22 protein-coding genes and 1 tRNA gene are annotated in these 23,598 nt (G+C 65.8%); 15 read left to right on the top strand and 8 right to left on the bottom strand.

Going from position 1 to position 23,598, the window contains the following annotated elements; genetic code table 11:
* Window positions 1-67 precede the first annotated feature (67 nt).
* The 5 genes from pyrE to VHO04_RS13995 all read left to right on the top strand — a co-directional run bounded on the left by pyrE (window position 68) and on the right by VHO04_RS13995 (window position 3,957).
* Window positions 68-652 carry an orotate phosphoribosyltransferase gene (gene pyrE, locus VHO04_RS14015; protein WP_329628862.1) on the top strand — a complete coding sequence of 195 codons (585 nt, stop codon included), beginning with the start codon at window positions 68-70 and terminating at the stop codon, window positions 650-652.
* Window positions 649-1,392 (top strand): pyridoxine 5'-phosphate synthase, encoded by a 744-nt coding sequence (locus VHO04_RS14010; protein ID WP_329628861.1) that lies wholly within the window; start codon window positions 649-651, stop codon window positions 1,390-1,392. The genes pyrE and VHO04_RS14010 overlap by 4 nt, the downstream gene beginning before the upstream one ends.
* Window positions 1,393-1,551: 159 nt before the next feature.
* Window positions 1,552-1,953, top strand: a complete 402-nt coding sequence (gene acpS / locus VHO04_RS14005) for a holo-ACP synthase (protein WP_329628860.1) — start codon at window positions 1,552-1,554, stop codon at window positions 1,951-1,953.
* Window positions 1,954-1,955: 2 nt separating this feature from the next.
* Window positions 1,956-2,801 carry a signal peptidase I gene (gene lepB / locus VHO04_RS14000; RefSeq protein ID WP_329628859.1) on the top strand — a complete coding sequence of 282 codons (846 nt, stop codon included), beginning with the start codon at window positions 1,956-1,958 and terminating at the stop codon, window positions 2,799-2,801.
* Window positions 2,802-2,811: 10 nt separating this feature from the next.
* Complete coding sequence (locus tag VHO04_RS13995; RefSeq protein ID WP_329628858.1) at window positions 2,812-3,957, top strand: AI-2E family transporter; 1,146 nt, start codon at window positions 2,812-2,814, stop codon at window positions 3,955-3,957.
* Between the two features lie 36 nt (window positions 3,958-3,993).
* Here the strand turns inward: VHO04_RS13995 and VHO04_RS13990 are convergent, their stop codons facing one another.
* Both VHO04_RS13990 and VHO04_RS13985 read right to left on the bottom strand, forming a co-directional pair.
* Window positions 3,994-4,500, bottom strand: a complete 507-nt coding sequence (locus tag VHO04_RS13990; protein WP_329628857.1) for an FKBP-type peptidyl-prolyl cis-trans isomerase — start codon at window positions 4,498-4,500, stop codon at window positions 3,994-3,996.
* A 147-nt stretch (window positions 4,501-4,647) separates the two neighbouring features.
* On the bottom strand, window positions 4,648-4,980 hold the full coding sequence (locus VHO04_RS13985) for a hypothetical protein (RefSeq protein WP_329628856.1): 333 nt from the start codon (window positions 4,978-4,980) through the stop codon (window positions 4,648-4,650).
* A gap of 187 nt (window positions 4,981-5,167) precedes the next feature.
* On the opposite strand from VHO04_RS13985, the gene VHO04_RS13980 reads away from it, so the two are divergent.
* The 3 genes from VHO04_RS13980 (at window position 5,168) to VHO04_RS13970 (ending at window position 8,196) form a co-directional block, all read left to right on the top strand.
* Window positions 5,168-6,346, top strand: a complete 1,179-nt coding sequence (locus VHO04_RS13980; RefSeq protein WP_329628855.1) for a vWA domain-containing protein — start codon at window positions 5,168-5,170, stop codon at window positions 6,344-6,346.
* A gap of 157 nt (window positions 6,347-6,503) precedes the next feature.
* The gene (locus tag VHO04_RS13975; RefSeq protein WP_329628854.1) at window positions 6,504-7,310 is read left to right on the top strand and encodes a lipid II flippase Amj family protein; all 807 of its coding nucleotides are present in this window, start codon (window positions 6,504-6,506) and stop codon (window positions 7,308-7,310) included.
* Window positions 7,303-8,196 (top strand): DUF817 domain-containing protein, encoded by an 894-nt coding sequence (locus tag VHO04_RS13970; protein ID WP_329628853.1) that lies wholly within the window; start codon window positions 7,303-7,305, stop codon window positions 8,194-8,196. The genes VHO04_RS13975 and VHO04_RS13970 overlap by 8 nt, the downstream gene beginning before the upstream one ends.
* Here VHO04_RS13970 and VHO04_RS13965 read toward each other — a convergent pair.
* The 4 genes from VHO04_RS13965 to VHO04_RS13950 all read right to left on the bottom strand — a co-directional run bounded on the left by VHO04_RS13965 (window position 8,181) and on the right by VHO04_RS13950 (window position 12,235).
* Window positions 8,181-9,425 (bottom strand): Xaa-Pro peptidase family protein, encoded by a 1,245-nt coding sequence (locus tag VHO04_RS13965; protein ID WP_329628852.1) that lies wholly within the window; start codon window positions 9,423-9,425, stop codon window positions 8,181-8,183. The genes VHO04_RS13970 and VHO04_RS13965 overlap by 16 nt on opposite strands.
* A 15-nt stretch (window positions 9,426-9,440) precedes the next feature.
* Window positions 9,441-10,355 (bottom strand): hypothetical protein, encoded by a 915-nt coding sequence (locus tag VHO04_RS13960; RefSeq protein ID WP_329628851.1) that lies wholly within the window; start codon window positions 10,353-10,355, stop codon window positions 9,441-9,443.
* A gap of 105 nt (window positions 10,356-10,460) precedes the next feature.
* A complete protein-coding gene (locus VHO04_RS13955) occupies window positions 10,461-11,669 on the bottom strand; it encodes a DUF1343 domain-containing protein (protein ID WP_329628850.1) in 1,209 nt (402 codons plus the stop codon).
* Entirely contained in the window at window positions 11,666-12,235 is a 570-nt protein-coding gene (locus VHO04_RS13950; protein WP_329628849.1) for a DOMON-like domain-containing protein, read from the bottom strand. Before VHO04_RS13950 ends, VHO04_RS13955 begins: the two co-directional genes overlap by 4 nt.
* Window positions 12,236-12,415: 180 nt before the next feature.
* Between VHO04_RS13950 and tyrS the strand changes: the two genes are divergently transcribed.
* The gene (gene tyrS / locus VHO04_RS13945; protein ID WP_329628848.1) at window positions 12,416-13,642 is read left to right on the top strand and encodes a tyrosine--tRNA ligase; all 1,227 of its coding nucleotides are present in this window, start codon (window positions 12,416-12,418) and stop codon (window positions 13,640-13,642) included.
* A 76-nt stretch (window positions 13,643-13,718) separates the two neighbouring features.
* Window positions 13,719-14,060 (top strand): PilZ domain-containing protein, encoded by a 342-nt coding sequence (locus tag VHO04_RS13940; protein WP_329628847.1) that lies wholly within the window; start codon window positions 13,719-13,721, stop codon window positions 14,058-14,060.
* On the opposite strand, the gene recG is transcribed toward VHO04_RS13940, so the two are convergent.
* Window positions 14,057-16,123: an ATP-dependent DNA helicase RecG gene (gene recG / locus VHO04_RS13935; protein ID WP_329628846.1), complete on the bottom strand. Its 2,067-nt coding sequence runs from the start codon at window positions 16,121-16,123 to the stop codon at window positions 14,057-14,059. The genes VHO04_RS13940 and recG overlap by 4 nt on opposite strands.
* A 234-nt stretch (window positions 16,124-16,357) precedes the next feature.
* Here recG and VHO04_RS13930 point away from each other — a divergent pair, with 234 nt between their 5' ends.
* Together VHO04_RS13930 and mfd are read left to right on the top strand one after the other, a co-directional pair.
* Complete coding sequence (locus VHO04_RS13930) at window positions 16,358-16,618, top strand: succinate dehydrogenase assembly factor 2 (protein WP_329628845.1); 261 nt, start codon at window positions 16,358-16,360, stop codon at window positions 16,616-16,618.
* Entirely contained in the window at window positions 16,615-20,211 is a 3,597-nt protein-coding gene (gene mfd / locus VHO04_RS13925; protein ID WP_329628844.1) for a transcription-repair coupling factor, read from the top strand. Before VHO04_RS13930 ends, mfd begins: the two co-directional genes overlap by 4 nt.
* A gap of 8 nt (window positions 20,212-20,219) precedes the next feature.
* Here the strand turns inward: mfd and VHO04_RS13920 are convergent, their stop codons facing one another.
* Window positions 20,220-21,395: a GGDEF domain-containing phosphodiesterase gene (locus VHO04_RS13920; protein ID WP_329628843.1), complete on the bottom strand. Its 1,176-nt coding sequence runs from the start codon at window positions 21,393-21,395 to the stop codon at window positions 20,220-20,222.
* An 81-nt stretch (window positions 21,396-21,476) separates the two neighbouring features.
* Between VHO04_RS13920 and moaA the strand changes: the two genes are divergently transcribed.
* From moaA to VHO04_RS13905, 3 genes are all read left to right on the top strand, one after another.
* On the top strand, window positions 21,477-22,481 hold the full coding sequence (gene moaA, locus VHO04_RS13915) for a GTP 3',8-cyclase MoaA (RefSeq protein ID WP_329628842.1): 1,005 nt from the start codon (window positions 21,477-21,479) through the stop codon (window positions 22,479-22,481).
* A gap of 33 nt (window positions 22,482-22,514) precedes the next feature.
* Window positions 22,515-23,285, top strand: coding sequence for an NAD kinase (locus tag VHO04_RS13910; protein ID WP_257548529.1), 771 nt, complete (start codon window positions 22,515-22,517; stop codon window positions 23,283-23,285).
* 60 nt (window positions 23,286-23,345) lie between these two features.
* Window positions 23,346-23,420: transfer RNA gene (locus VHO04_RS13905), tRNA-Asn, on the top strand.
* The last annotated feature ends 178 nt before the right edge of the window (window positions 23,421-23,598 follow it).

Genomic DNA, 23,598 nt, shown 5'->3' with positions numbered 1-23,598 from the left:
GGCAAATCTTCGCCACCGAAACCTGCCTCTCGAAGGCGGGTCAACAGGAACAAAAGACCCTTCTCCCATGACCGACGATGAAATCCTGGCCGAATTTCGCGCCGCCGACGCGCTGTTGCAGGGGCATTTCCTGCTCTCCTCGGGCCGCCACAGCGAATATTATCTGCAATGCGCGCGCGTCCTGATGGACACCGAGCGCGCCGGACGGCTCGCCGTCGCGCTCGCCGCCAAGCTGCCGCGCGACCTGAGGCAAGCGATCGACCTGGTCGTCTCGCCCGCAATGGGCGGCGTCATCATCGGCCATGAGATGGGCCGCGCGCTCGGCAAGCCGGCGATCTTCGTCGAGCGCCCGACGGGCACCTTCGAACTGCGCCGCGGTTTCGCCATCCCCGCCGGCGCCAAGGTGCTGATGGTCGAGGACGTCGTCACCACCGGCCTCTCCTCGCGCGAAGCGATGGAGGCGGTGCGCGCCGCGGGCGGCGAGGTTCTCGCCGAGGCGGCGCTCGTCGATCGTTCGGCGGGGAGCAATATCGACCTCGGCGTTCCCTTCTATCCGCTCGTCGCGATCAATTTCCCGACCTATGCGGCGGACGAACTCCCGCCCGAACTCGCGGGCACGCAGGCGATCAAGCCCGGGAGCCGCGCGAATTGAACGCGCCCGCCGCCAGCCGCCTGCGCCTCGGCGTCAACATCGACCATGTCGCGACGATCCGCAACGCGCGCGGCAGCGACCATCCCGACCCGGTGCGCGCGGCGGAAATCGTCGCCGCAGTCGGCGGCGACGGCATCACCGCGCACCTGCGCGAAGACCGGCGCCACATCCGCGACGACGACCTCGCGCGCATCCAGGCCGCGACCAGCCTGCCGCTGAACCTCGAGATGGCAGCGACCGACGAGATGGTCGCCATCGCGCTCCGCCACGCGCCGCACGCCGCGTGCATCGTCCCCGAAAAGCGCGAGGAGCGCACGACCGAGGGCGGGCTCGACGCGGCGGGGCAGCATAACCACCTCGCGCCCATCGTGTCGCGGCTGAACGACGCCGGCATCCGCGTCAGCCTGTTCATCGAACCCGACGCGCGCCAGATCGAGGCGGCGATGCGCCTCAAGGCGCCGGTCGTCGAATTCCATACCGGCCGCTACGCCCATGCCGAGGGCGAGGATCGCGCCGCCGAACTCCGCCGCCTCGCCGACGCCGCGGCGCTGGCGTGGAAGAACGGCATCGAACCGCACGCGGGCCACGGGCTGACCTATGAGAATGTCGTCCCGGTCGCCGCGATCCCGCAGCTCGCCGAACTCAACATCGGCCATTATCTGATCGGCGAGGCGATCTTCACCGGCCTCGAAACCGCGGTGCGCCGGATGCGCGACCTGATGGACGAGGCCCGCGGGTGAGCGGAGCGCGACAGAGCCTCCCCGGCACGGGGAGGGGGACCATGCGAAGCATGGTGGAGGGGCACCTGCGGTTTGCTTGCCGCCGAGAGGCAGCGCGATGACGCGCCTGCCCCTCCACCGCCTTCGGCGGTCCCCCTCCCCGTGCCGGGGAGGATCGCTTTGATCATCGGCCTCGGCTCCGACCTCTGCAATATCGAGCGCATCCAGGCTTCGCTCGACCGTTTCGGCGAACGCTTCGAAAAGCGCGTCTTCACCGACATCGAGCGCGCCAAGGCGGCGCGGCGGCCCTTCACCCGCGCGGGCACCTATGCCAAGCGCTTCGCCGCCAAGGAGGCTTTTTCCAAGGCGGTCGGCACCGGCTTCAAGCGCGGCGTGTTCATGAAGGACATCGGCGTCGTCAACGCCCCCTCGGGCGCGCCGACACTCGCGCTGACAGGCGGCGCGGCGGCGCGGCTCGCGGAGATGATGCCTCCGGGACATAGCGCCCACATTCACCTGACGCTGACCGACGACCATCCCTGGGCGCAGGCCTTCGTCATCATCGAAGCAATCAAGGACTGAGCATGGCGAAGAACAAGGCGGACAAGGACGACGGCGGCTGGGGCAAGCTGATCCGCGATATCGTGGTGATCCTGATTCTCGTGCTCGGCATCCATAGCTGCGTCGCCAAGCCCTTCTACATCCCGTCCGATTCGATGATGCCGATCCTGCGCAACGGCGACCGGCTGATCGTCAGCAAATATCCCTATGGCTGGTCCTATGCCTCGGCGAGCTTCCACCTCGCGCCGAAAACGCCCGGCCGCTGGTTCGGTAAGCTGCCCGAGCGCGGCGATATCGTCGTCCTCGAACATCCGGTGACGCGCGTCGATTACATCAAGCGCGTGATCGGCCTGCCCGGCGACACGATCGAGCTGCGCGGCGGTGCGCTGATCATCAACGGCACGCCGATCAAGCGCGAGGTCGAACCGATGCTGTCGATCCCGGTCGATGCCAATATGCCCGGCACCGACAGCAGCCTCGGCCGCTTCCTGACCCGCGACGCGAGCGGCAGGCAAGTGCTCGAACTGCCGATCGTGCGCGAAACGCTGCCCGGCGGCGCGACTTTCGACACGATCGACATGGGTCCCGGTTACATGACCGACGATTATGGACCGATCAAGGTGCCCGCCGGTCACCTGTTCCTGATGGGCGACAACCGCGACGGCAGCGCCGACAGCCGCGTCGCCGTCAGCCAGAAGGGGCTCGGCGGCCCGGTGCCGTTCGATGCGATCGCGGGCCGCGCCGAAATCATCAGCTTTTCGACCGACGGCACCGCTGAATGGTATAATCCGCTGAGCTGGTTCGGCGCGCTGCGCGCGGACCGCGCCGGAACCAACTTGCGCCCCGCGCATGATGGAAACGCGAAATAGGAGCGACGGCATGGCGGCGACGACAAGGAAGACGAGCGCGACGCGCGCCAAGGCGTCCGCCACCTCTGCGCCGCGCGCCGACGAGCATGGGGACGAACATAAGGAGGCCCCCGGCCCCACCGAGATTCGCAGCCAGCTCGTCCGCACCGAGCTTTTGAAGGCCGGCGTCTGGCTGGGTCTCGCGCTGTTCATCGGCGTCTGCATCGTGCTGATCCAGCCGATCCTGCTCATCTTCGCCGCGATCGTCGTCGCCGCGATCCTCGACGGCGGCACGCGCCTGCTCGGCCGCATCCTGCCGATCGGCCGCGGCTGGCGGCTGCTGATCGTCTGCCTGTCGCTCGTCGCCTTCCTCGCCTGGACAGTGATGTTCGCGGGCTCGCAGATCGCCGATCAGGCCGCGACCTTGCAAAAGGTCGTCATGGGCCAGGTCGAGCGCATCGCCGCCTGGGCGAGCGCGCACGGCATGGGCGACGTCCAGTTCGACACCAAGACGATCACGGAAAATATCGCGGGCACCGTCGGGCGCGTCACCGCCGCGGTCGGCACCGTGCTCGGCGCGCTGACCAGCCTCGTCATGGTCGTCGTGCTCGGCATCTTCATCGCGATCGAACCGCGGCTCTATGAGCGCGGCGTCGCGTGGATGCTGCCGATGAAAAGCCGCGAGAATTTCTATATCACCACCGCGCGCATGGGCTTCACGCTGCGCCGGCTGATGGCGGGACGCCTGCTCGGCATGATCGTCGAGGGGATCGGCACTTGGCTCGCCTGTCTTGCGGTCGGCATTCCGATGGCGGCGCTGATGGGACTGCTCACCGGCCTGCTCGCCTTCATCCCCAATATCGGCGCGATCGTTTCGGGCGTGCTGCTGGTGCTCGTCGGCTTCTCGGCCGGAACCGACGCCGGCCTCTGGGCGATCGCCATCTATTTCATTGTCCAGACGGTCGACGGCTATCTGATCGTCCCGATGGTCGCGAAGCAGACGGTCGACCTCGCCCCGGCGCTCGTCCTCGGCGCGCAGATATTGTTCGGCGCGCTGCTCGGCATCATGGGGCTGTTCCTCGCCGACCCGATCGTCGCGATGATCAAGGTCGCGCTCGAACGCGAAGCCGAGCGCAACGCCGGCGCGCAGGCGAAAGCGGCGGCTTCCTTAGCCTAAAGCCCGTCGCCCCCGCGATGGGGGGCGACGATCAAATTACGGCTGCGGAGTCGGAGCGCCGGGCGCGCCCTGCTGCTGCATCTGCTGTTGCTGCATCATCTGTTGCATCGCGCGAACTTCGGCCTCGGATTTGAAATCGATCAGCTCGACGTCGAAATAGAGCGTGCTGTTCCCGGGGATCGGCCCCTTGGCTTCCGCGCCATAGCCCTTTTCCGGCGGAATGACGATCTTGTACTTTCCGCCCTTCTGCATCTTCTTGAGCGCTTCGCTGAAGCCCGGAACCACGCCGGTCACGGGCATCGGCGCCTGCTCCTGTTGGTCGAAGATCGTCCCGTTGCCGAGGCGGCCGGTATATTTGATGAGCACGATGTCGCCGTCGGTCGGGCTCTTGCCCTCGCCAGCCTTCACCACCTCGAACTCGCGCACGACGGTCTGGCACCAGGCGAAACCGGTGCCCGCGACGAGCAGCGCGATGAGGCCGATCCACATCAGCCAGAGGCCGCCCTTGCTCACCGGGCGCAGCGGAACCGTCGTGACGCTCATATCCTGTCCTTCCCCTGCCCCACGGATGATCCGGCGGGGCGACATATCGGCGTCGCCTATAGGCGGAGCGGCGTGGAACGGTCCAGAGGCAATTGCGGCCCATGGCCTGCGAGGCTTAAAGTCCGCTATGGGGTGGGAAGCGGACGTTCAACTCTTCCAGTGACCAGTAGGCCATTTTCCTGGTCGTCGCTTGGGACGAGGTCGTTTCCTCAGCCAGTCAAAAAGCACTGGAACAAGGAGCGTGATCGCAAGCACAATCGCAAATGCGCTCATCCCCATCCAGAGCCACGCCACCACTTCCGACTGCATGAAAGCCTGATCACCGAGAGCGATGCCGGTGAAAATTCCGGCCCATCCTAGGGGGAATAGTATGATGCCGACTATAACCCGGTGGCGCAATGAGAACCACCTTGGAAACAGGAGCATAGCAGCGATGAGGATGATCGCTCCCATCCATGTTGTTACTTCATTCCAGTCCATCGGTGCTCCTTTAACGATGAAGCAGCATAGCGATTAAGTGTGTGCTTGCTACGCAATAACGACCGCAATCAGTTGTTAGTCGCCGTAAAGCCCATCGCCCCCCCAAAATCATTCTCCTCCTTGCCCATCTCCTTTCCGTAAACGTAAAGTGATTGCACCGCGCGCCGCAACACGATAGGCCTGCACCATGTTTTTCGGCTTCCTCGACGAGCTTCGCGCCGCGGGCATTCCCGCCAGCCTGAAAGAGCATCTGCTGCTGCTGGAGGCGCTCGACCGCGAGGTCATCGACCGCAGTCCCGAACAATTCTATTATCTCTCCCGCGCCGTCTATGTGAAGGACGAGGGCCTGCTCGATCGCTTCGATCAGGTGTTCAACAAGGTCTTCAAGGGACTGCTCACCGATTACGGCCAGAACCCCGTCGATGTCCCCGAGGAATGGCTGAAGGCGGTCGCCGAAAAATATCTGACGCCCGAGGAGATGGAGGCGATCAAGTCGCTCGGCGACTGGGACGAGATCATGGAGACGCTGAAGAAGCGGCTCGAGGAACAGCAGAAGCGTCACCAAGGCGGCAACAAATGGGTCGGCACCGGCGGCACCAGTCCGTACGGCAATTCGGGCTATAACCCCGAGGGGGTGCGGATCGGCGGCGAGAGCAAGCACAAGCGTGCGCTGAAAGTCTGGGAAAAGCGCGAGTTCGCCAATCTCGACAACACCAAGGAGCTCGGCACCCGCAACATCAAGATCGCGCTCCGCCGCCTGCGCAAGTTCGCGCGCGAGGGCGCGGCCGACGAGCTTGACATTCCGGGCACGATCGACGGCTCCGCGCGGCAGGGCTGGCTCGACATCCACATGCGCCCCGAGCGGCGCAACGCGGTGAAACTCCTGCTGTTTCTCGACGTCGGCGGATCGATGGACCCGTTCATCAAGCTGTGTGAGGAATTGTTCAGCGCCGCGACGAGCGAGTTCAAGAATCTGGAATTCTTCTATTTCCACAATTGCCCCTATGAAGGGGTGTGGAAGGACAATAAGCGCCGCTGGTCCGAACGTCACCAGATGTGGGACATCCTCCACAAATATGGCCATGATTACAAGGTGATCTTCGTCGGCGACGCATCAATGAGCGCCTATGAGATCACCCATCCGGGCGGCAGCGTCGAGCATTTCAACGAGGAATCGGGCGCGGTCTGGCTCCAGCGGATCACTCACGTCTATCCCGCCGCGGTGTGGCTCAACCCGGTACCCGAGGCACATTGGGGCTACACCCAGTCGGTGAAGCTGATCAAACAGCTGATGAACGACCGCATGTATCCGCTGAGCCTCGCCGGGCTCGACAATGCGATGCGCGAGCTGACGCGGAAGCATTGACGATGGTCGGCCCCACTTAGGCCGTGACGATTTCAAGCTGATCCCCTAATCCCGTTCGCATCGAGCGAAGTCGAGATGCCCATTGGCGGTGCACGCCTTCGGGGTGTCTCGACTTCGCTCGACACGAACGGATTTTTTCAGATCCCGCTAGGCCCCCATGATCGACCTTCCCCTCGTCACCATCCTCCTGCTCACCGGCTTCATCAACCTGATCGGCGCGCTCGCCTATGCGGCGCGCATCGCCGGGGTGCGGACGCGGCGAATCGCGATGTCCTTTGCGCTGTTCAACATCCTCGTGCTCTTCTCGCGCACCTCGAACAGCTTCCTCGGCCCGTTCCTCGCCAAGCGGATCGAGACGCGAATCCACGACGGATCGGGTGCGTCGCTGTTCGTCGACATGCAGTTCGTGCTCGCCGCCGCGAGCATTGCGACGCTGATCGGCATCCTGCTCGTCCCCACCGGCCAGCGCATGTTCGCTGCCGCGATCGGCTGGTATCAGGACAATCGCTCGACGACGAAGCTCGCGCTGAAGGCCGCAAGCCCCGCCGGGCTGCGCACCCTGCGCCAGTCGCTTCGTTTCCCCAGCCTCGCGCATCTCAAAGGATGGCATATGCCGCAAGGGATCGGCTGGGGCGTGCTGATCGCCAACTGCCTTGCGCAATCGCTGCTCGCGGTCGGGGTCGTCGCGTCGCTCTACGCCGGCTATCTCGCCCCCGAGTTCCGGGTGACCGCGTCGCAATTATCGGCGCTGATCAATGGCTTCGCGACGATCCTGCTGTTCGCCTTCATCGACCCGCAACTGTCGGTGATGACCGACGATGCGGTCGAGGGCAAAGTCGACGAGGGCGATTTCCGCCGCGCGATCACCTTCATCTCGCTGAGCCGCCTCGCGGGCACGGTGCTCGCGCAGGCGTTGCTGCTCCCCGCGGCAACGCTGATCGCCTATTTCTCCGTGCATGTCTGAGGCGCCACGCGGCCACAGCCGCTTCCTCGCCGTCCGCGCCCGCCTCGAAGCGATGGCGGTCGAGCCGGGACCGCGCGGCTGGTTCCTCGAATTCCTCGTCTTCGGTTTCAAGCAGGGCTGGGCGTGCCTGTTCGGCGCACTGATGCTGGTGCTGCTGCTCGGCACGCATCTTTTCTGGCCCGAGAACGCGCCGATCCACCGCTACGACGCGATTACGATCGGCGCGGTTTTGATCCAGCTCGCCATGCTCGCTTTCCGGCTCGAAACGCCGAGGGAGGCGATCGTCATCCTGATCTTCCACATCGTCGGCACAGTGATGGAGCTGTTCAAGACCGCGGCGGGATCGTGGCAATATCCCGAAGGAAGCCTGCTCCACATCGGCGCGGTGCCGCTCTTCTCGGGCTTCATGTACGCTGCGGTCGGCAGCTATATTGCACGCGTCTGGCGCATCTTCGATTTCCGCTACACACGCTACCCGCCGCTATGGACGAGCTACGTCCTCGCCGCAGCCATCTATGTCAATTTCTTCGCGCACCATTGGCTGCCCGACATCCGCTGGCTGCTGTTCGCAGCGACCGCGCTGCTCTTCTGGCGCTGCCAGGTGTGGTTCCGCCCGCTCCACGTCCATCGCCGGATGCCCTTGCTCCTTGGCTGGGGCCTCGTCGCGCTGTTCATCTGGTTCGCCGAGAATATCGGCACCTTCGCCCGCGCTTGGACCTATCCGAGCCAGAAGGACGGTTGGCACATGGTCGGCGTGGAAAAATTGGGGAGCTGGTATCTGCTGATGATCATCAGCTTCGTGCTGGTGAGTCTGGTGCAGCGGCCGAAGGCGCCCGATGCCTATTCTCCCCTCCCTGAAAGGGAGGGGAATTACCCGAACGGCTGATCGATCGAGGGCGGCGGCTCGCTGAACCATTCCGGCCCGCGCTCGGTCATGTGGAAGCAATCCTCGATGCGAATGCCGAACTCGCCGGGGATATAGATGCCCGGCTCGTTCGAGAAGCACATGCCCGGCGCCAGCTTCACCGTCTCGCCATGCACCAGATTGACCGGCTCGTGCCCGTCGAGGCCGATGCCGTGCCCGGTGCGGTGCGAGGTGCCGGGCAGCCGATAACCCGGCCCCCAGCCGAGATTCTGATAGAATGCGCGCACCGCGTCGTCGACCTGCCCTGCCGGCGTGCCGATCTTCGCCGCGGCGAAGGCGACGTCCTGCCCCTTGCGCATCTCGTCCCACACCTGCCGCTGGCGCGCAGTCGCCTTGCCGTAAACGAAGGTTCGCGAAATATCCGACTGATAGCCGTGCACCGCCGCGCCGCAGTCCATCAGCACGACCTCGCCGTCGCGCACCGCCTGCGGCTTGCCCGACCCATGCGGATAGGCGCTCGCCTCGCCGAGCAGGATCAGCTCGAACTCGCTCGCACCGCCCAGCGCCACCGTCGCGGCGCGCATGATCGCGCCGATGTCGGCGGGCGTCATCCCCGCCTCGATCCGCGGCGCGGTGTGGCGATAGGCGGCGACGGTGATGTCGTTCGCGACCTGCATCAGCGCGATCTCTGCCGCCGACTTGTGCATCCGGCACCCGCGCACGACCGGCGCACCGTTGACGACGCTCGCGCCCGGCATCGCCTTTTGCAGGCCGTCGACGGCGAAATAACGCACCGTCTCCTCGACCCCGATCCGTCCCCTGGCAAGGCCGCGCTTGCCGAGCCATGCCGCGACCGCCGCGAGCGGATTTTCATCCTCGTTCCACGTCAGCACGTCGGCCGGCACGCCCAGCGTCTCGCGCACCGACGGCTCCTCGAAGAAGGGCGTGACGATCGCCACCTCGCCCTCGCGCGTCAGCACCGCGGCGGTCAGCCGCTCGCTCCGCCACCATTCGACCCCGGTGAAATAGATGAGGCTCGACCCCGGCTCGATCAGCAGCGCGCCGATATCGTTCGCGCGCATCAACTCCTTCGCCTTGGCAATCCGCGCCATGCGCTCCTCGCGCCCGATCGGCACCGCCTTGGCAGCGAGGTTGGGCAGGCCCGCCGTGTCGGCGGCAAGAACCGATGCTGGCAAACTCGCAGCCAGTCCGCCGAGCGTCGCTGTGGTGAGAAAATGCCTACGCCGCATCGCGCCATCCCTCCGTCAGTTTCGGGGCGTCATCGGTATCGATTGGATGGCAGGCGGCTCCTTCTCGAATCTGCGCCTCATCTCTTCGTTACGTCGATCACTATATTGTGTCGTCAAGTCGCGACACATCCGTTGGGTGGCCGGTGTGCCGAATGCGTAGGGGGCCGCCGCGACCTCGGCCCATGACAGACCATCGGCAACGCACATCAGGTTGGAGGACTCCATGGCGCTAAAAGCCCCATCGCTCCAATAAACAAGAAACCGGCCGCGCCGTGTGGCGACGGCCGACGCGGTTCGGCTATCGTCGATCAAAGGGATCGCCCATGTCACGCTGTCGCCGACTTCCATAATCTTGGCCGAAGCAGCAACGGCATCGAAGGGCCGATAAGCCGCCGATTTTGGTCGAATTTCTCGGATCAGCGTGACGTTTACCTTGCCGTCGGACGCCTTCCCTTCGACTACATAATCGGGTTTCGCCTTGCGAGTCTTCCATTCGTCCAGCATGGTCAGTTGTTCAGTCGGCGGTGGCTGACAATCGACGCCCGACATAGACATGCCCACCCAGATCATCCCCGGCGCGACCGGCCCGCCTGGCAGCCGGTCCCATTGGATTTCCATTCGGCACACGTCGACCTTGCCGTTGCGCTGTTCGATCCGGCCATGTTTATAATCGTCGAGTGTTGCATAGTCGCCGTAAGGCCTCGCGTAGAACACGCCCTTGCGGGGCGTCACCGCACCGATAACGATCCATGGACGCGAAGAGTCGATGGGATATATAGCATAAGAACCAACCTGCGGCTGATATTTGGGGTCGCGCGCTTCTTCCGTCGCTCTTTTTCTAAGCAAATCGGCGATATAGCGACCGGATTTCTGTCGACTTTCGCAATCGGTCCCGCCTGGAACAGGCAGCGTGATGACCTCACGCTCCACATAAGCAGCGGGCTCCTTGGCCGCGCAACCCGCAATCGGAAACGCGAGGGCCGCGCCAGCGACCACCGCAAGACATCGTATCCCCCTCCGCACCTTCCGTTCCCCTCATCGATACAACAGCAAATCCCCAATCTCTTCCCGCCACGCCGCCTCGTCTGGCAGCGCCAGCACATCGAGGTCGCCCGGCGCCGCGCCCGCGTCATCAACCCATTCACGCAAGTCCGGCCCGCCGTTGATCACGTCGATCGCAAGCACATCGTCGGTATATTCATATTTGAAATCCTTGCCGCGCCAGATCGGATAATCGGGATAGAGGCTGCGGATCGCCTTGAACCCCAGCGCCTGCACGCGCCACGGACGGAAGGCCGCAGGATCGTACCACGGCCCCTCGGCATGGATATGGATGCCGTTGTTGAGCTGGCCGACATGCTTGTGAAAGGTCGGCTGGAACCAGATGTCGCGCAGCTTGCACCCCGCCAGCCATTCGGGTGCGAGCCGTTGCATTTCGGCGATCACTGCCTTGGCATCGATGTCGGGCGCGCCGAACAGTTCGAGCGGGCGGGTCGTGCCGCGCCCCTCGCTCAGCGTCGCGCCCTCGACCATCACTGTCCCGGCATAGGCGCGCGCCATGTTGACGTTCGCCGCATTGGGGCTGGGGTTGATCCAGACGCGTGTCATAGGCCAGCCGAAGCCGGGACCGTCCGGCTCCCACCCCTCCATCGCGATCACGCGATAATCGACGTCGAGACCGAAATGCCGGATGAACCAATGCCCCATCTCGCCCATCGTCAGCCCATGCCGCATCGCCATCGGCCCAGCACCGACGAAGCTCTCCCAGCCTTCGCGCAGTAACGTGCCCTCGATGGGACGCCCCGCCGGGTTGGGTCGGTCGAGCACCCACACCGCCTTGCCGTGCGCCGCCGCAGCTTCGAGAATGTAGAGCAGAGTCGTCACATAAGTGTAGATGCGGCAACCCAAATCCTGCAGATCGACCAGCATCACGTCAAACGTGTGCATCGACTGGCCGCTCGGCCGCCGCACCTCGCCATAAAGGCTGAACACCGGCATACCATAGGTCGGATCGGTGAAGTCGGGCGACTCCATCATATTGTCCTGAAGGTCGCCGCGCACGCCATGCTGCGGCCCGAACACCGCGGTGATGTCGATCCCCGCCGCGGCGAGCGCGTCGAGGCTGTGCGTCAGGTCGGCGGTGACCGAGGCGGGATGCGCGAGCAGCGCGACGCGCTTTCCCTCCAGCGGCGCGCGAAGCGCAGGGTCGGCGAGCAGGCGGTCGATGCCGAAGGAAACAGTCATGCCGCGTCGGGTGCCCCAAGCGTCACCCTAAAGCAATCGGGATGATGAAAGTCGGGCTTTCCGGGCGGATGGCAAAGCGCCCAATAGCTTTTGGTGCCGTCGACTTCCTCGATCACCGCCGACAGCGCGAGCTTCGAGCCCTTGTCGGGGAAAATCCCCGGCTCGATGCGCAGCGCATAGCCATCATCGCTCCGCTCGGCCTCCATCCGCCACGGTGCGAGCTGGTCGGCGCGCAGCAGCGAACGGTAATCGTCGAACTGATAACAGGCCCAGCGCCCGTCGGGGGCATAGTTGAACTCGGTATAGTCGGGCTGGCCTTCCTCGGTCAGGAACGCCTCGAAGCAGGTGCTCTGCCAAAGCCCGTCGGTTCCGCTGTCGGCGATGACGAGTTCGCCCTCCCCCTGCGGCAGCACGACCGCACCGATCGCACCGTCGACGATGAAGCCGAGGGAGAAACCGTCGTCGAACGACAGGCCGATCTCGACCGCGATCGACCGCACCGCCTTTGCGGGCGTGTCGGGATGGCAGATGAGGGCAATGCGTGAGTTGCTTTCGGGGTCGGACACTCACTCTCTCCGTTTGTCCTGAGCCTGTTGAAGAACATGGTTCTTCGTCACCCCGGACTTGATCCGGGGTCCCGCTGTCCTTCTTGAGTAAGCGGGACCCCGGATCAAGTCCGGGATGACGATGATGAAGATATGAACAGGTTGGGTTTGCGCCTTTCGCGTGCTAAGCGCCCGCCCGCCATGACCAATTACAAATCCGACCTGCTGCGCCTGCTCGACGAGCGAGGCTATATCCATCAGATGACCGATGCGGAAGGGCTCGATGCGCTCGCCGCGAAACAGGTCGTCCCGGGATATATCGGTTTCGACGCGACCGCGCCGAGCCTGCACGTCGGCAGCCTCGTCCAGATCATGATGCTGCGCCGCCTGCAACAGACGGGGCACAAACCCGTCGTGCTGATGGGTGGCGGCACGACGCGGATCGGCGACCCGACCGGCCGCGACGAGAGCCGCAAGATGCTGTCGGACGAGACGATCGCCGCGAACATCGCCTCGATCCGCACGATCTTCGAACCCTTCCTGACCTTCGGCGACGGCCCGACCGACGCGGTGATGGTCGATAATCAGGACTGGCTTGGCAAGCTCGGCTATATCGAACTGCTCCAGGAAGTCGGCACCCATTTCACGATCAACCGCATGCTGACCTTCGATTCGGTCAAGCTGCGGCTCGAGCGCGAACAGCCGATGACCTTCCTCGAATTCAATTACATGATCCTGCAGGGATACGACTTCCGCTATCTGTCGAAGGAACGCGGCGTGCGGCTCCAGATGGGCGGGTCGGACCAGTGGGGCAATATCGTCAACGGGATGGAACTGGGACGCCGGATGGACGGGGCCGAGCTATACGGGCTGACGACTCCGCTGCTCACCACCGCCGCGGGCGCCAAAATGGGCAAGACCGCGGCGGGCGCCGTGTGGCTCAATTCGGGACAGCTGCCCCATTTCGATTATTGGCAATATTGGCGCAACTGCGACGACCGCGATGTCGGCAAATTCCTGAAGCTCTTCACCGACCTGCCGATGGACGAGATTGCGCGGCTGGAAGCGCTCGAGGGCGCCGAGATCAACGAGGCGAAAAAGATCCTCGCCAACGAAGCCACCGCGCTCTGCCGCGGCGCCGAGGCCGCGAAGACCGCCGCGGACACCGCCGCGCAAACCTTTGAAAAGGGACAGATCGGGGGCGACCTGCCGCACGTCGCGGCGCCGGCGGACGGCATCACCATCGTCGACGCCTTGCGCGAGCTCGGCTTCGCGGCGTCGAACAAGGAAGCGCGGCGCAAGCTCGACGAGGGTGCGGTCAAGGTCGACGGGGTCGTGGTCCGCGATCCGCAGCATCGAATCCAGCCTGCGGACGCCGACGTTCCGGTCAGCCTGGGATCGAAGAAACACGGCCTCGTGACCCGCTGATGCGGCAAAGTTCATTTACCGATTCTTCAGCAATGGCGTAGAACGATCCATGGCAAACGACAAAGGTCCGGGACGTATGCGTAAGATCGATACCAACAAGGCCCATTATGTCGGGCTCGACCAGCGGATTGCGCCGCGTAGCGACGTTTATTGCCGCTTGCCCTTCGTGCTGCCCGACGGGCGGCAGGAAATGTGCACCTGCGTCAACATCAGCGCCGACGGCATGCTGATGCGCTACGAACGCGGGCTGGAGATCGGCGACCTCGTCGTCTTCCGGATGCCGATCATCGGCCGCATCGCGGCGAAGGTGATCTGGTCGCTCGGCGGCAAGACCGGTGTCCAGTTCGACAAATCGATCGCCGCCGAAGATTATCTGCCGATGATCCGTGCGATGGGTGCGCGCGGGGACGTGAACTAACCGCTCCGCAGCAGCGGCACCGCCGCGTCACGCTCGAACAGATAGAGGCAGAGGCGCACCGCCTCGCCCCGCACGCCATCCATGCCGCCGTCGCGCTCGACGAACAGCCGTGCATCGTCGTGGGCCACAGGAAGCAGCCGCACCAGTTGCTCGGGCGTCGCGACGCGGTAATCGGCGTCGCCCGATTGCTTGAGTCCAAGCAGTTCGCCGCCGCCGCGCAGTTCGAGGTCCTTTTCGGCGATCACAAAGCCGTCGTTCGTCTCGCGCATCAGCGCCAGCCGCTCGCGCGCGGTTTCGGACAGATTCGGCGAACGCAGCAGCAGGCACACCGATTTCGCCGCGCCGCGCCCGACGCGACCGCGCAATTGGTGGAGCTGCGCGAGCCCGAAATTCTCGGCATGTTCGACGATCATCAGGCCGGCGGCAGGCACATCGACCCCGACCTCGATCACCGTCGTCGCGACGAGGACGCCGATCTCGCCCGCCTGAAAGCGCGCCATCACCTCGTCCTTGTCGGGCCCTTTCATGCGGCCGTGGACGAGCCCGACGCGATCCTCGCCGAGCCGGGTGCGGAGCAGCGCCGCCCGCTCCTCGGCCGCCGCAAGGTCGCTCCCCTCGCTCTCGGCGACGAGCGGGCACACCCAGTAAGCCTGCGCGCCGGTCGCCAGATGGCGGTCGAGCGAGGCCACCACTTCATCGAGCCGCTCGACCGAGACGACGCGCGTATCGACCGGGGTGCGCCCCGGCGGCATCTCGTCGAGCCGCGAGACGTCCATCTCGCCATGATTGGCGAGCAGCAGCGTGCGCGGGATCGGCGTCGCGGTCATCACCAGCAGGTGCGGCGGGCGCTGTCCCTTGGCGGTCAACATCAGCCGCTGCGCGACGCCGAAGCGATGCTGTTCGTCGACGACGACGAGCGACAAATCCCGGTAGGTCACCGCCTGCTGAAAGATCGCATGGGTGCCGACGAGAATGTCGATGCTGCCGTCGGCAAGCCCCATCAGCGTCGATTCGCGCGCCTTGCCCTTGTCGCGCCCGGTCAGAATCGCGAGATTGACCGGCAAGCCGCCAAGCATCCGCTGCAAGGTCGCATAATGCTGGCGCGCAAGGATTTCGGTCGGTGCGAGCAGCGCCGTCTGCGTCCCGGCCTCGACCGCGGTCAGCATCGCGCGCAGCGCGACGAGCGTCTTGCCCGATCCGACGTCGCCCTGCAGCATCCGCAGCATTGGCCGATCCTGCGCCATGTCGCCCGCGATCTCGCGCCCCACGCGCTCTTGTGCGCCGGTCAGCCCGAACGGCAGTTGCAGCGCGTCGGTCAGCCGCCCGTCGCCGGCGATCGCCCGGCCCTTGCGCGCGCGCAGCCCTTCGCGGATCAGCATCAGCGCGACCTGGCTCGCGAAAATCTCGTCATAGGCCAGCCGGTCGCGCGCCGCTTCGTCGCGCGGGCTCGCGTGCGCGCGCTCGACCGCCTCGCGCCACCCCGGCCAGCTCCGGCTGGCGAGCAACGGCGCGTCGATCCATTCGGCGAGATCGGGCCGCCGTTCGAGCGCGACCTGTCCAAGCTGCGACAGCCGCGCGTTGGTCAGGCCCTCGGTCAGCGGATAGACCGGCTCGTGCACCGCGATGCCCGCCTCGTCGCCCGGCTCGGCGACATGGTCGGGATGGACGATCTGACGCATGTCGCCATAGAGGTCGAGCCGCCCCGATACGCGGCGTTTCTCACCGAGCGGGAACAGCTTGCGCGCGAGCCCGGAGGTGCGCCCGAAATAGACGAGCCGGACATGGTCACCCGCCTGATCGAACGCCTCGACCCCGAAGGGCGCGCGGGGGCTACGGCCGGGGCGGTAATCCTGCGCGGTCAGCTCGACGATGATCGTCTGCCCCGCCTGCGCCTGATCGAGCCGGTCCACGGGCACGCGCGAGATGAGGCCGGTGGGCAGATGGAACAGCACATCGACGACGCGCTCCAGCCCCAGCCGGGTCAGCGGCTTGGCGAGCTGCGGCCCGACGCCCTTGAGGTCGGTCAGCGCGGCAAAGAGCGGGTTGAGGATTTCGGGTCGCATCGGTTGCTGCTGTCTAGCGCGGTAAATTCGAACTTGCACCTCCCCTCTCCCCTTGCGGGAGAGGGCGGCGAGACTTACGAGCTTGCTCGTTAGTCGCAGCGGGTGAGGGGTAGCGCTTGCAAAGCAAGCGCGCGCTCGCCATGCGAGCGCTCACCCTCATCCAACTTCGCCTAGCCGCACAGCGGCAAGGCTTCGTATCCTTCTCCCGTCAAGGGAGAAGGGAAAGAGAAACAGATGATCGACCGCCTGAAACGCCTCAAATTCCGCGCCTGGCACCGCGGCACGCGCGAGGCCGATTATATGATCGGCGGCTTTTTCGACCGCTATTCGCCCCAATGGGGCGAGGCGGAACTTGCCTGGTACGAAGCCGTCGTCGAGGAGGATGACGTCGACATCATGGCGTGGGCGCTCGGCACCGGCCATCCGCCCGCACATCTCGACAACCCGCCGCTGATCGCCGCGATGCGCCGACTGGACTATATCCCGCTGCCATGACCCGAAGCGCCGCCGACATCTTTGCCGCCATCGCGTCGGCCTCGGCGCCGCTGACGCTCGCGCGCGCGGCAGACGGCTTCCTGCCGCTGCTGCTCGCGGACCTAGCGCGGGCGAGCGACAAACGCCTGCTCTATGTCGCGACCGACGATGCGGCGATGCAGGCGATCGCCGACGCCGCGCCCTTCTTCGCGCCCGATCTTGTCGTGCATCGCTTCCCGGCGTGGGACTGCCTGCCCTACGACCGCGCGGGACCGTCGATGCGCGTCAGCGCCGACCGGCTCGCCACCTTGTCGGCATTACAGGCGCCGCCAAAGCGCGGCGAGCTGATCCTGACCACCGTCGCCGCGATCACCCAGCGCACGCTCACCCCCTTCCGCATCCGCCAGCTTGCGACGACGCTCGCGCCCGGCCAGCGGATCGACCGCGATGCGCTCGCCGAGCTGCTCGTCTCGAACGGCTTCAACCGCGTCGACACCGTCGCCGACCAGGGCGAGTTCGCGGTGCGCGGCGGCATCGTCGACCTGTTCCCGGCGGGCGAGGAAACCGGCCTTCGCGTCGATTTCTTCGGCGACGAGATCGAGAGCATTCGCCGCTTCGATCCCGCCGACCAGCGCAGCCTCGGCCCCGCCAAGGCGCTGCAACTGCTGCCCGCCGCCGAGACTTTGCTCGACGAGGCGACGATCAAGCGCTTTCGTTCCGCCTATCGCGAAATCTTCGGCGCGCAGGCGACCGGCGATCCGCTCTATCAGGCGGTCAGCGAAGGGCGGCGGCAGGCGGGGATGGACCATTGGCTGCCGCTGTTCGAGGAGCGGCTGGCGACTTTATTCGACCATATCGATCCCGCCACGCCCGTGCTACGGGGGCACCGCACCGACGCCACCGCCGAAACGCGCTTCGCGGCGATCGCCGACTATCACGCCAACCGCGTCGCCGCCGCGCAGGAGCAGGCGGGCAGCTACCGTCCCTTGAAACCCGAAGCGCTTTATCTGACCGAAGCCGAATGGGATGCGGCGGAGCGGCGCCCGATTCATATCGCCACTCCCTTCGACGTCCCGCCATCGGCGACGGTCATCGACCTCGAAAGCTTCGCCGCGCGCGATTTCACGCCCGAGCGCACCGCCGACCTCAACGTCTATGACAAGGTCGCCGACCATCTCTCGGACGAGCGCCGCAAGGGCCGCAAGACGATCATCGCCAGCTATTCGGGCGGCGCGCGCGAACGATTGGCAGGGTTGCTGAAAGAGCATGGCGTAACCGACCTTGCGCAGGTCGATACGTGGCAGGAGGCGCTGGGTTCCAGCGCATCCCCTATTCCCGTTCATGTCGAGCGAAGTCGAGACACCCCACAGGGCAGCGCCGCCCCGATGGGTGTCTCGACTTCGCTCGACACGAACGGAGATAGGAAGGCGGGCTTATCGGGGGTCAGCGTCGCCCTCATCGTCCTGCCGCTCGACCACGGCTTCGCCAGCGACGCGATCAGCCTGCTCACCGAACAGGACATCCTTGGCGAACGCCTCGTCCGCCGCGCCAAGCGCCGCAAGAGCGCCGACGCCTTTCTCGCCGAACTTGCGACGCTCAGCGTCGGCGATCTCGTCGTCCATCTCGACCATGGCATCGGCCGCTATGAGGGGCTGACCTCGATCCCGGTCGGCGACAGCCCGCACGATTGCGTCGCCCTCACCTATGCCGGCGGCGACAAGCTCTACGTCCCCGTCGAGAATCTCGACGTCCTGTCGCGCTATGGCGGCGAGAGCGAGGGGGTCGCGCTCGACAAGCTCGGCGGCGAGGCGTGGCAGCGCCGCAAGGCGCGGATGAAGGAGCGCATCCGCGAAATCGCAGGCGAACTGCTCGCCACCGCCGCGCAGCGCGCGCTCCGTCCCGGCGAAGTGCTCGCGCAGGACGCCGCCTATCCGGCCTTTGCCGACCGCTTCCCCTATCAGGAAACCGACGACCAGGACCGCGCGATCGGCGACGTGCTCGCCGACATGGCGTCGGGGCGCCCGATGGACCGGCTGGTCTGCGGCGACGTCGGCTTCGGCAAGACCGAGGTCGCTTTGCGCGCCGCCTTCGTCGCCGCCATGGCGGGGGTGCAGGTCGCGCTCGTCTGTCCGACCACCCTGCTCGCGCGCCAGCATTTCACCAATTTCGTCGAACGTTTCAAAGGCTTCCCGATCAACATCGGCAGGCTGTCACGCCTCGTCCCCGCCGCCGAAGCGCAGAAGACACGCGACGGGTTGTCGAACGGCCAGATCGACATCGTCGTCGGCACCCACGCGGTGATCGCCAAATCGGTCGAGTTCCAGAATCTCGGCCTCGTCATCGTCGACGAGGAGCAGCGCTTCGGCGTCGTCCACAAGGAGCGGCTGAAGCAGCTCAAGGCCGACGTCCATGTCCTGACCCTCACCGCGACCCCGATCCCGCGCACCTTGCAGATGGCGATGTCGGGGCTGCGCGAACTCAGCGTCATCCAGACGCCGCCGGTCGATCGCCTCGCGGTCCGCACTTACGTCGCGCCCTGGGATCCCGTCGTCATCCGCGAAGCCTTGCTCCGCGAGCACGACCGCGGCGGCCAGAGCTTCTTCGTTACCCCGCGCATCAAGGATTTGCCCGACATCGAGGAATTCCTGCGCACCCGGGTGCCCGAGATCAAATATGTCGTCGCGCACGGCCAGATGGCGCCGGGCGAGGTCGAGGAGCGGATGGGCGCCTTCTACGACCGCAAATATGACGTGCTCGTCTCGACGACGATCGTCGAATCGGGCCTCGACATTCCGAGCGCGAACACGCTGGTCGTCCACCGCGCCGACCGGTTCGGCCTCGCGCAGCTTTACCAGCTTCGCGGCCGCGTCGGGCGGTCGAAGACACGCGCCTATGCCTATCTGACGACGCCCGAGGGCGGCGCTATCACCGACACCGCCGAAAAGCGGCTGAAGCTGCTCGGCGATCTCGACACGCTCGGCGCGGGATTCCAGCTCGCAAGCCACGATCTCGACATTCGCGGCGCGGGCAACCTCGTCGGCGACGAGCAGTCGGGCCATATCCGCGAAGTCGGCTTCGAGCTCTATCAGTCGATGCTGGAGGAGGCGATCCTCGTCGCCAAGGCCGAGGGCATGGGCGCCGCGCCGCCGCGCGAAGCCTTGTCGCCCGTCATCACCGTCGACGCGCCAATCCTGATCCCGGAGGATTATGTCCCCGACCTGCCGCTCCGCATGGCGCTCTATCGCCGCCTCAACGAGGCCGAGGACCGCGCCGGGCTCGACGGCTTCGCGGCCGAAATGATCGACCGCTTCGGCCCGCTGCCGCCCGAAACCGCGAACCTGATCCAGCTCATGGAGATCAAGGCGAACGCCAAAGCCGCGGGCATCGCCAAGCTCGACGTCGGCACCAAGGGCGCGCTGGTCAGCTTCCATGGCGATCAGTTCGCCAACGTCCCCGGCCTGATCGCCTATGTCGAGCGGCTGAAGGGCCGCGCGCGCATCCGGCCCGACAACAGGCTGTCGGTGAGCGGCGACTGGGGCAGCGCGGGGGCACGGCTCAACGGCGCGCTGCAATTGTCGAAGGGACTGGGGAAGCTGGCGCGGCAGGCGACTTAAGACGAAGCCTATTCCATCAACGCCAGCAGCTCATCCCCCGGCACCGGCCCGGATTTCAGGAACCCCTGCCAGGTCGCAACCCCCAACTCCCGCAGCCTTTCGAGCTGCGCCTCATTCTCGATCCCCTCGGCCACGACCAGCAGGCCGAGCGCGCGCGCGAGGTCGACGATCGCGCGCACGACGATGCGGTCGCGGTCGCTACCGTCGAGGCTGCGGGTGAAACCGCTGTCGATCTTGAGATAGTCGATCGGCAGCCGCGCGAGCAGCGACAGGCTGGAATAGCCGGTGCCGAAATCGTCGATCGCGATCGCCGAGCCAAGCGCGCGGATCTGCGCAAGCTGCGCCGCCGCGCCGGTCGGATCGCTGAGCATCGCCTGTTCGGTGAGTTCGAGCGTCAGCCGGTCGGGATCGACCCCCGCCTTTTTCGCCATCGCCGCGAAGCGATCGGCGAATTCGGGGTCGCCAAGGTCGGCGGCGGTGATGTTCAGCGACACGCGCAGCCTGGCGAGCGCGCGCGGCCAGGCCGCGATCTCGGCCAGCGCGACATGATGCGCATGTTCGGTGAGCTCGCGCTCGAGCCGCGCGGCGCGCGCCGCGGTGACCAGCGGCCCCGCGCCCAGCAGCCCGAGTTCAGGGTGCCGCCAGCGCAGCAGCGCCTCGACCCCGGTCATCGCGCCGGTCGCGACGTCATATTGCGGCTGATAATGGATCACGACCTCGCCGCGCGACAGCGCCGACGTCACCATCGCGCCGTCGCGCGCCGACGCGGGGCGCGCGAGCTGGTCGCCGGCGGTGCGGAGCTGATCGACGATCGGCTCGTCGCGAACGATCAATGCCGCGGCGATGCGGATCGCGAGGCGGCCCTTGGGATCGCCGACCATCGGCTCGGCGAGCGCAACATGCAGCGCGCGTTCCTGCGCGCGCAGAGCGCCGAGCGACAGCGGCACCGCCGGAACGATCAGGAAGCGCGGCCCGTCGAGGCGCTGGACGCAGCTTCCGTGCCCGAACTCGTCGCCGGCGAAATTTTCCAGCCGCCGCCCGATCTCGTCGAGCACGGCGTCGCCCGCCGCGGTCCCGGCGCTGTTGTTGATGCGCGCCATCTGGTCGACCTGCACCAGCATGACGCCGGCGTCGGTTTCGTGTCGGATATGCAGGTCTTCGAGCATCCGGACACAGCCGGACACGGAGTCGGGTACGCGATTCATCGCGCCCCCTTATCAGGCTTTTCTTGCCAAGCCCTTCCCTTTTGCATCACAATCGCATCGATGGCCGCGCTTTCGCCTTTCCCTGCCCCGCTCACCGACGGCCACGGCCGCCGGATCGATTATCTGCGGCTGTCGGTGACCGATCGCTGCGACCTGCGCTGCCGCTATTGCATGGCCGAGGACATGACCTTCCTGCCCCGCGCCGCGGTGCTGAGCATCGAGGAAATGGGCGATCTCGCGGCGCGTTTCGTCGCGCGCGGCATCCGCCGCATCCGCCTGACCGGCGGCGAACCGCTGGTGCGGCGCGGAATCGACATGCTGGCGGCACGGCTCGGCGCACTGATCGGGCATGGGCTCGACGAACTGACGCTGACCACCAACGCGATGCGGCTCGCCGAGCACGCGCCGATGCTGGCGGCGGCGAGGGTGCGGCGGATCAACGTCAGCCTCGACACGCTCGATCCGGAGGCTTTTCGCCATATCACCCGCGTCGGCGACCTCGCGGTCGCGCTGCGCGGGATCGACGCGGCGCGGAACGCGGGTCTCGCGGTCAAGATCAACACGGTCGCGCTCGCGGGGCTCAACGAGGATCAGTTGCTGCCGATACTCGATTATTGCGGCGCGAACGGCTTCGACCTGACGCTGATCGAGACGATGCCGCTCGGCGAGGTCGCCGAGGACCGCAGCGACCATTATATCCCGCTCCATCACTTCATCGCCCCGCTGCGCGCCGAGCGCGAAATCTTCCCCGTCGACAAGCGCACCGGCGGTCCCGCGCGCTATTTCGCGGTCGAGGGCAGCCCCGTAACCCTCGGCCTCATCACGCCGCTCAGCGACAATTTCTGCGCGACCTGCAACCGCATCCGCCTGACCGTCGAGGGGCGCATCTATATGTGCCTCGGTCAGGACGACCATGTCGACCTGCGCGCGGCGCTGCGTGACGGGGGCGACGTCGACGGCTTGATTGATGCCGCATTGGCTGGCAAACCCCGCGCGCACGACTTTCATATCGAACGAAAGTCCAGACCGGCGGTCGCGCGTCATATGAGTGCAACGGGCGGCTGACGCGTCGCCCAGGAATGGGGGCACGGGGACCGAATGCAACGCAAGATCGCACTGGTGGCGTCGAACGCGCCCGCGGGGCTGGAGGCCGAGGCCGAACTGCGCCCGCTCTACGACTTCGTCGACCTCGCCGAGGCCGACATGCTGATCGCGCTCGGCGGCGACGGCTTCCTGCTCCACATGCTGCATCAGTTGCTCGACCAGCGGCGCAGCCTGCCGGTGTTCGGGATGAATCGCGGCACCATCGGCTTCCTGATGAACGAGTTCCGCGTCGAGGGGCTGCTCGATCGCATCGCGGCGGCGCGGCCCTTTCTGATTCATCCCCTGTCGGGCGATATCACGACGATCAGCGGCGAACGCCATATCCTGCCCGCGATCAACGAGATCTCGCTGCTCCGCGAAACGCGCCAGGCCGCGAAGCTCGAGGTGATGATCAACGAGAAGACGATGCTCGAGGAACTCGCCTGCGACGGCGTACTGGTATCAACCCCGGCGGGATCGACCGCCTATAACCTCAGCGCCAACGGTCCGATCCTGCCGCTCGAATCGGAGATGCTGGCACTGACCCCGATCAGCCCCTTCCGCCCGCGGCGCTGGCGCGGCGCGCTCGTCCCCGAATCGACGAGCATCCGCTTCAACGTCCGCGAGGCCGCAAAACGCCCGGTCAGCGCCGTCGCCGACCAACGCGAAATCCGCGATGTGAAGACGGTATTGGTGACGACCGACCGCAGCCGCCCGCTGACCTTGCTGTTCGATCCCGACCAGGGCCTGGACGAACGCATCGCGATGGAACAATTTATCGTTTGAGGGCTTGATTAATCCCGCGACCGGCGGCAAAGGGACCGCCTTCCCGCTTCGGCGGCGTGTTCCTCGGTAGCTCAGCGGTAGAGCAATCGACTGTTAATCGATCGGTCGTAGGTTCGAATCCTACCCGGGGAGCCATACTCATCCAAAGCGTGGAATCCTTAAGGATTTCGCGCTTTTTTGGTGTGCCAGGCATGGCGTTGATGTTGGAGGTGCAAGTCCTTTGCGGGCCGGCTGAACGGAACCGCTAGCCAATGGCAACTGCGTCGTCGCGAGGCGAGGTGGGGAGGAAGCCGGAGGCAAAGCTCGGAGCTGA

Origin of the sequence: Sphingopyxis sp., assembly GCF_036261875.1 — a bacterium.
GTDB lineage: Bacteria > Pseudomonadota > Alphaproteobacteria > Sphingomonadales > Sphingomonadaceae > Sphingopyxis.
Note: the sequence above shows the minus strand (reverse complement) of the source record. Positions and strands in the feature narration are given on the sequence as shown.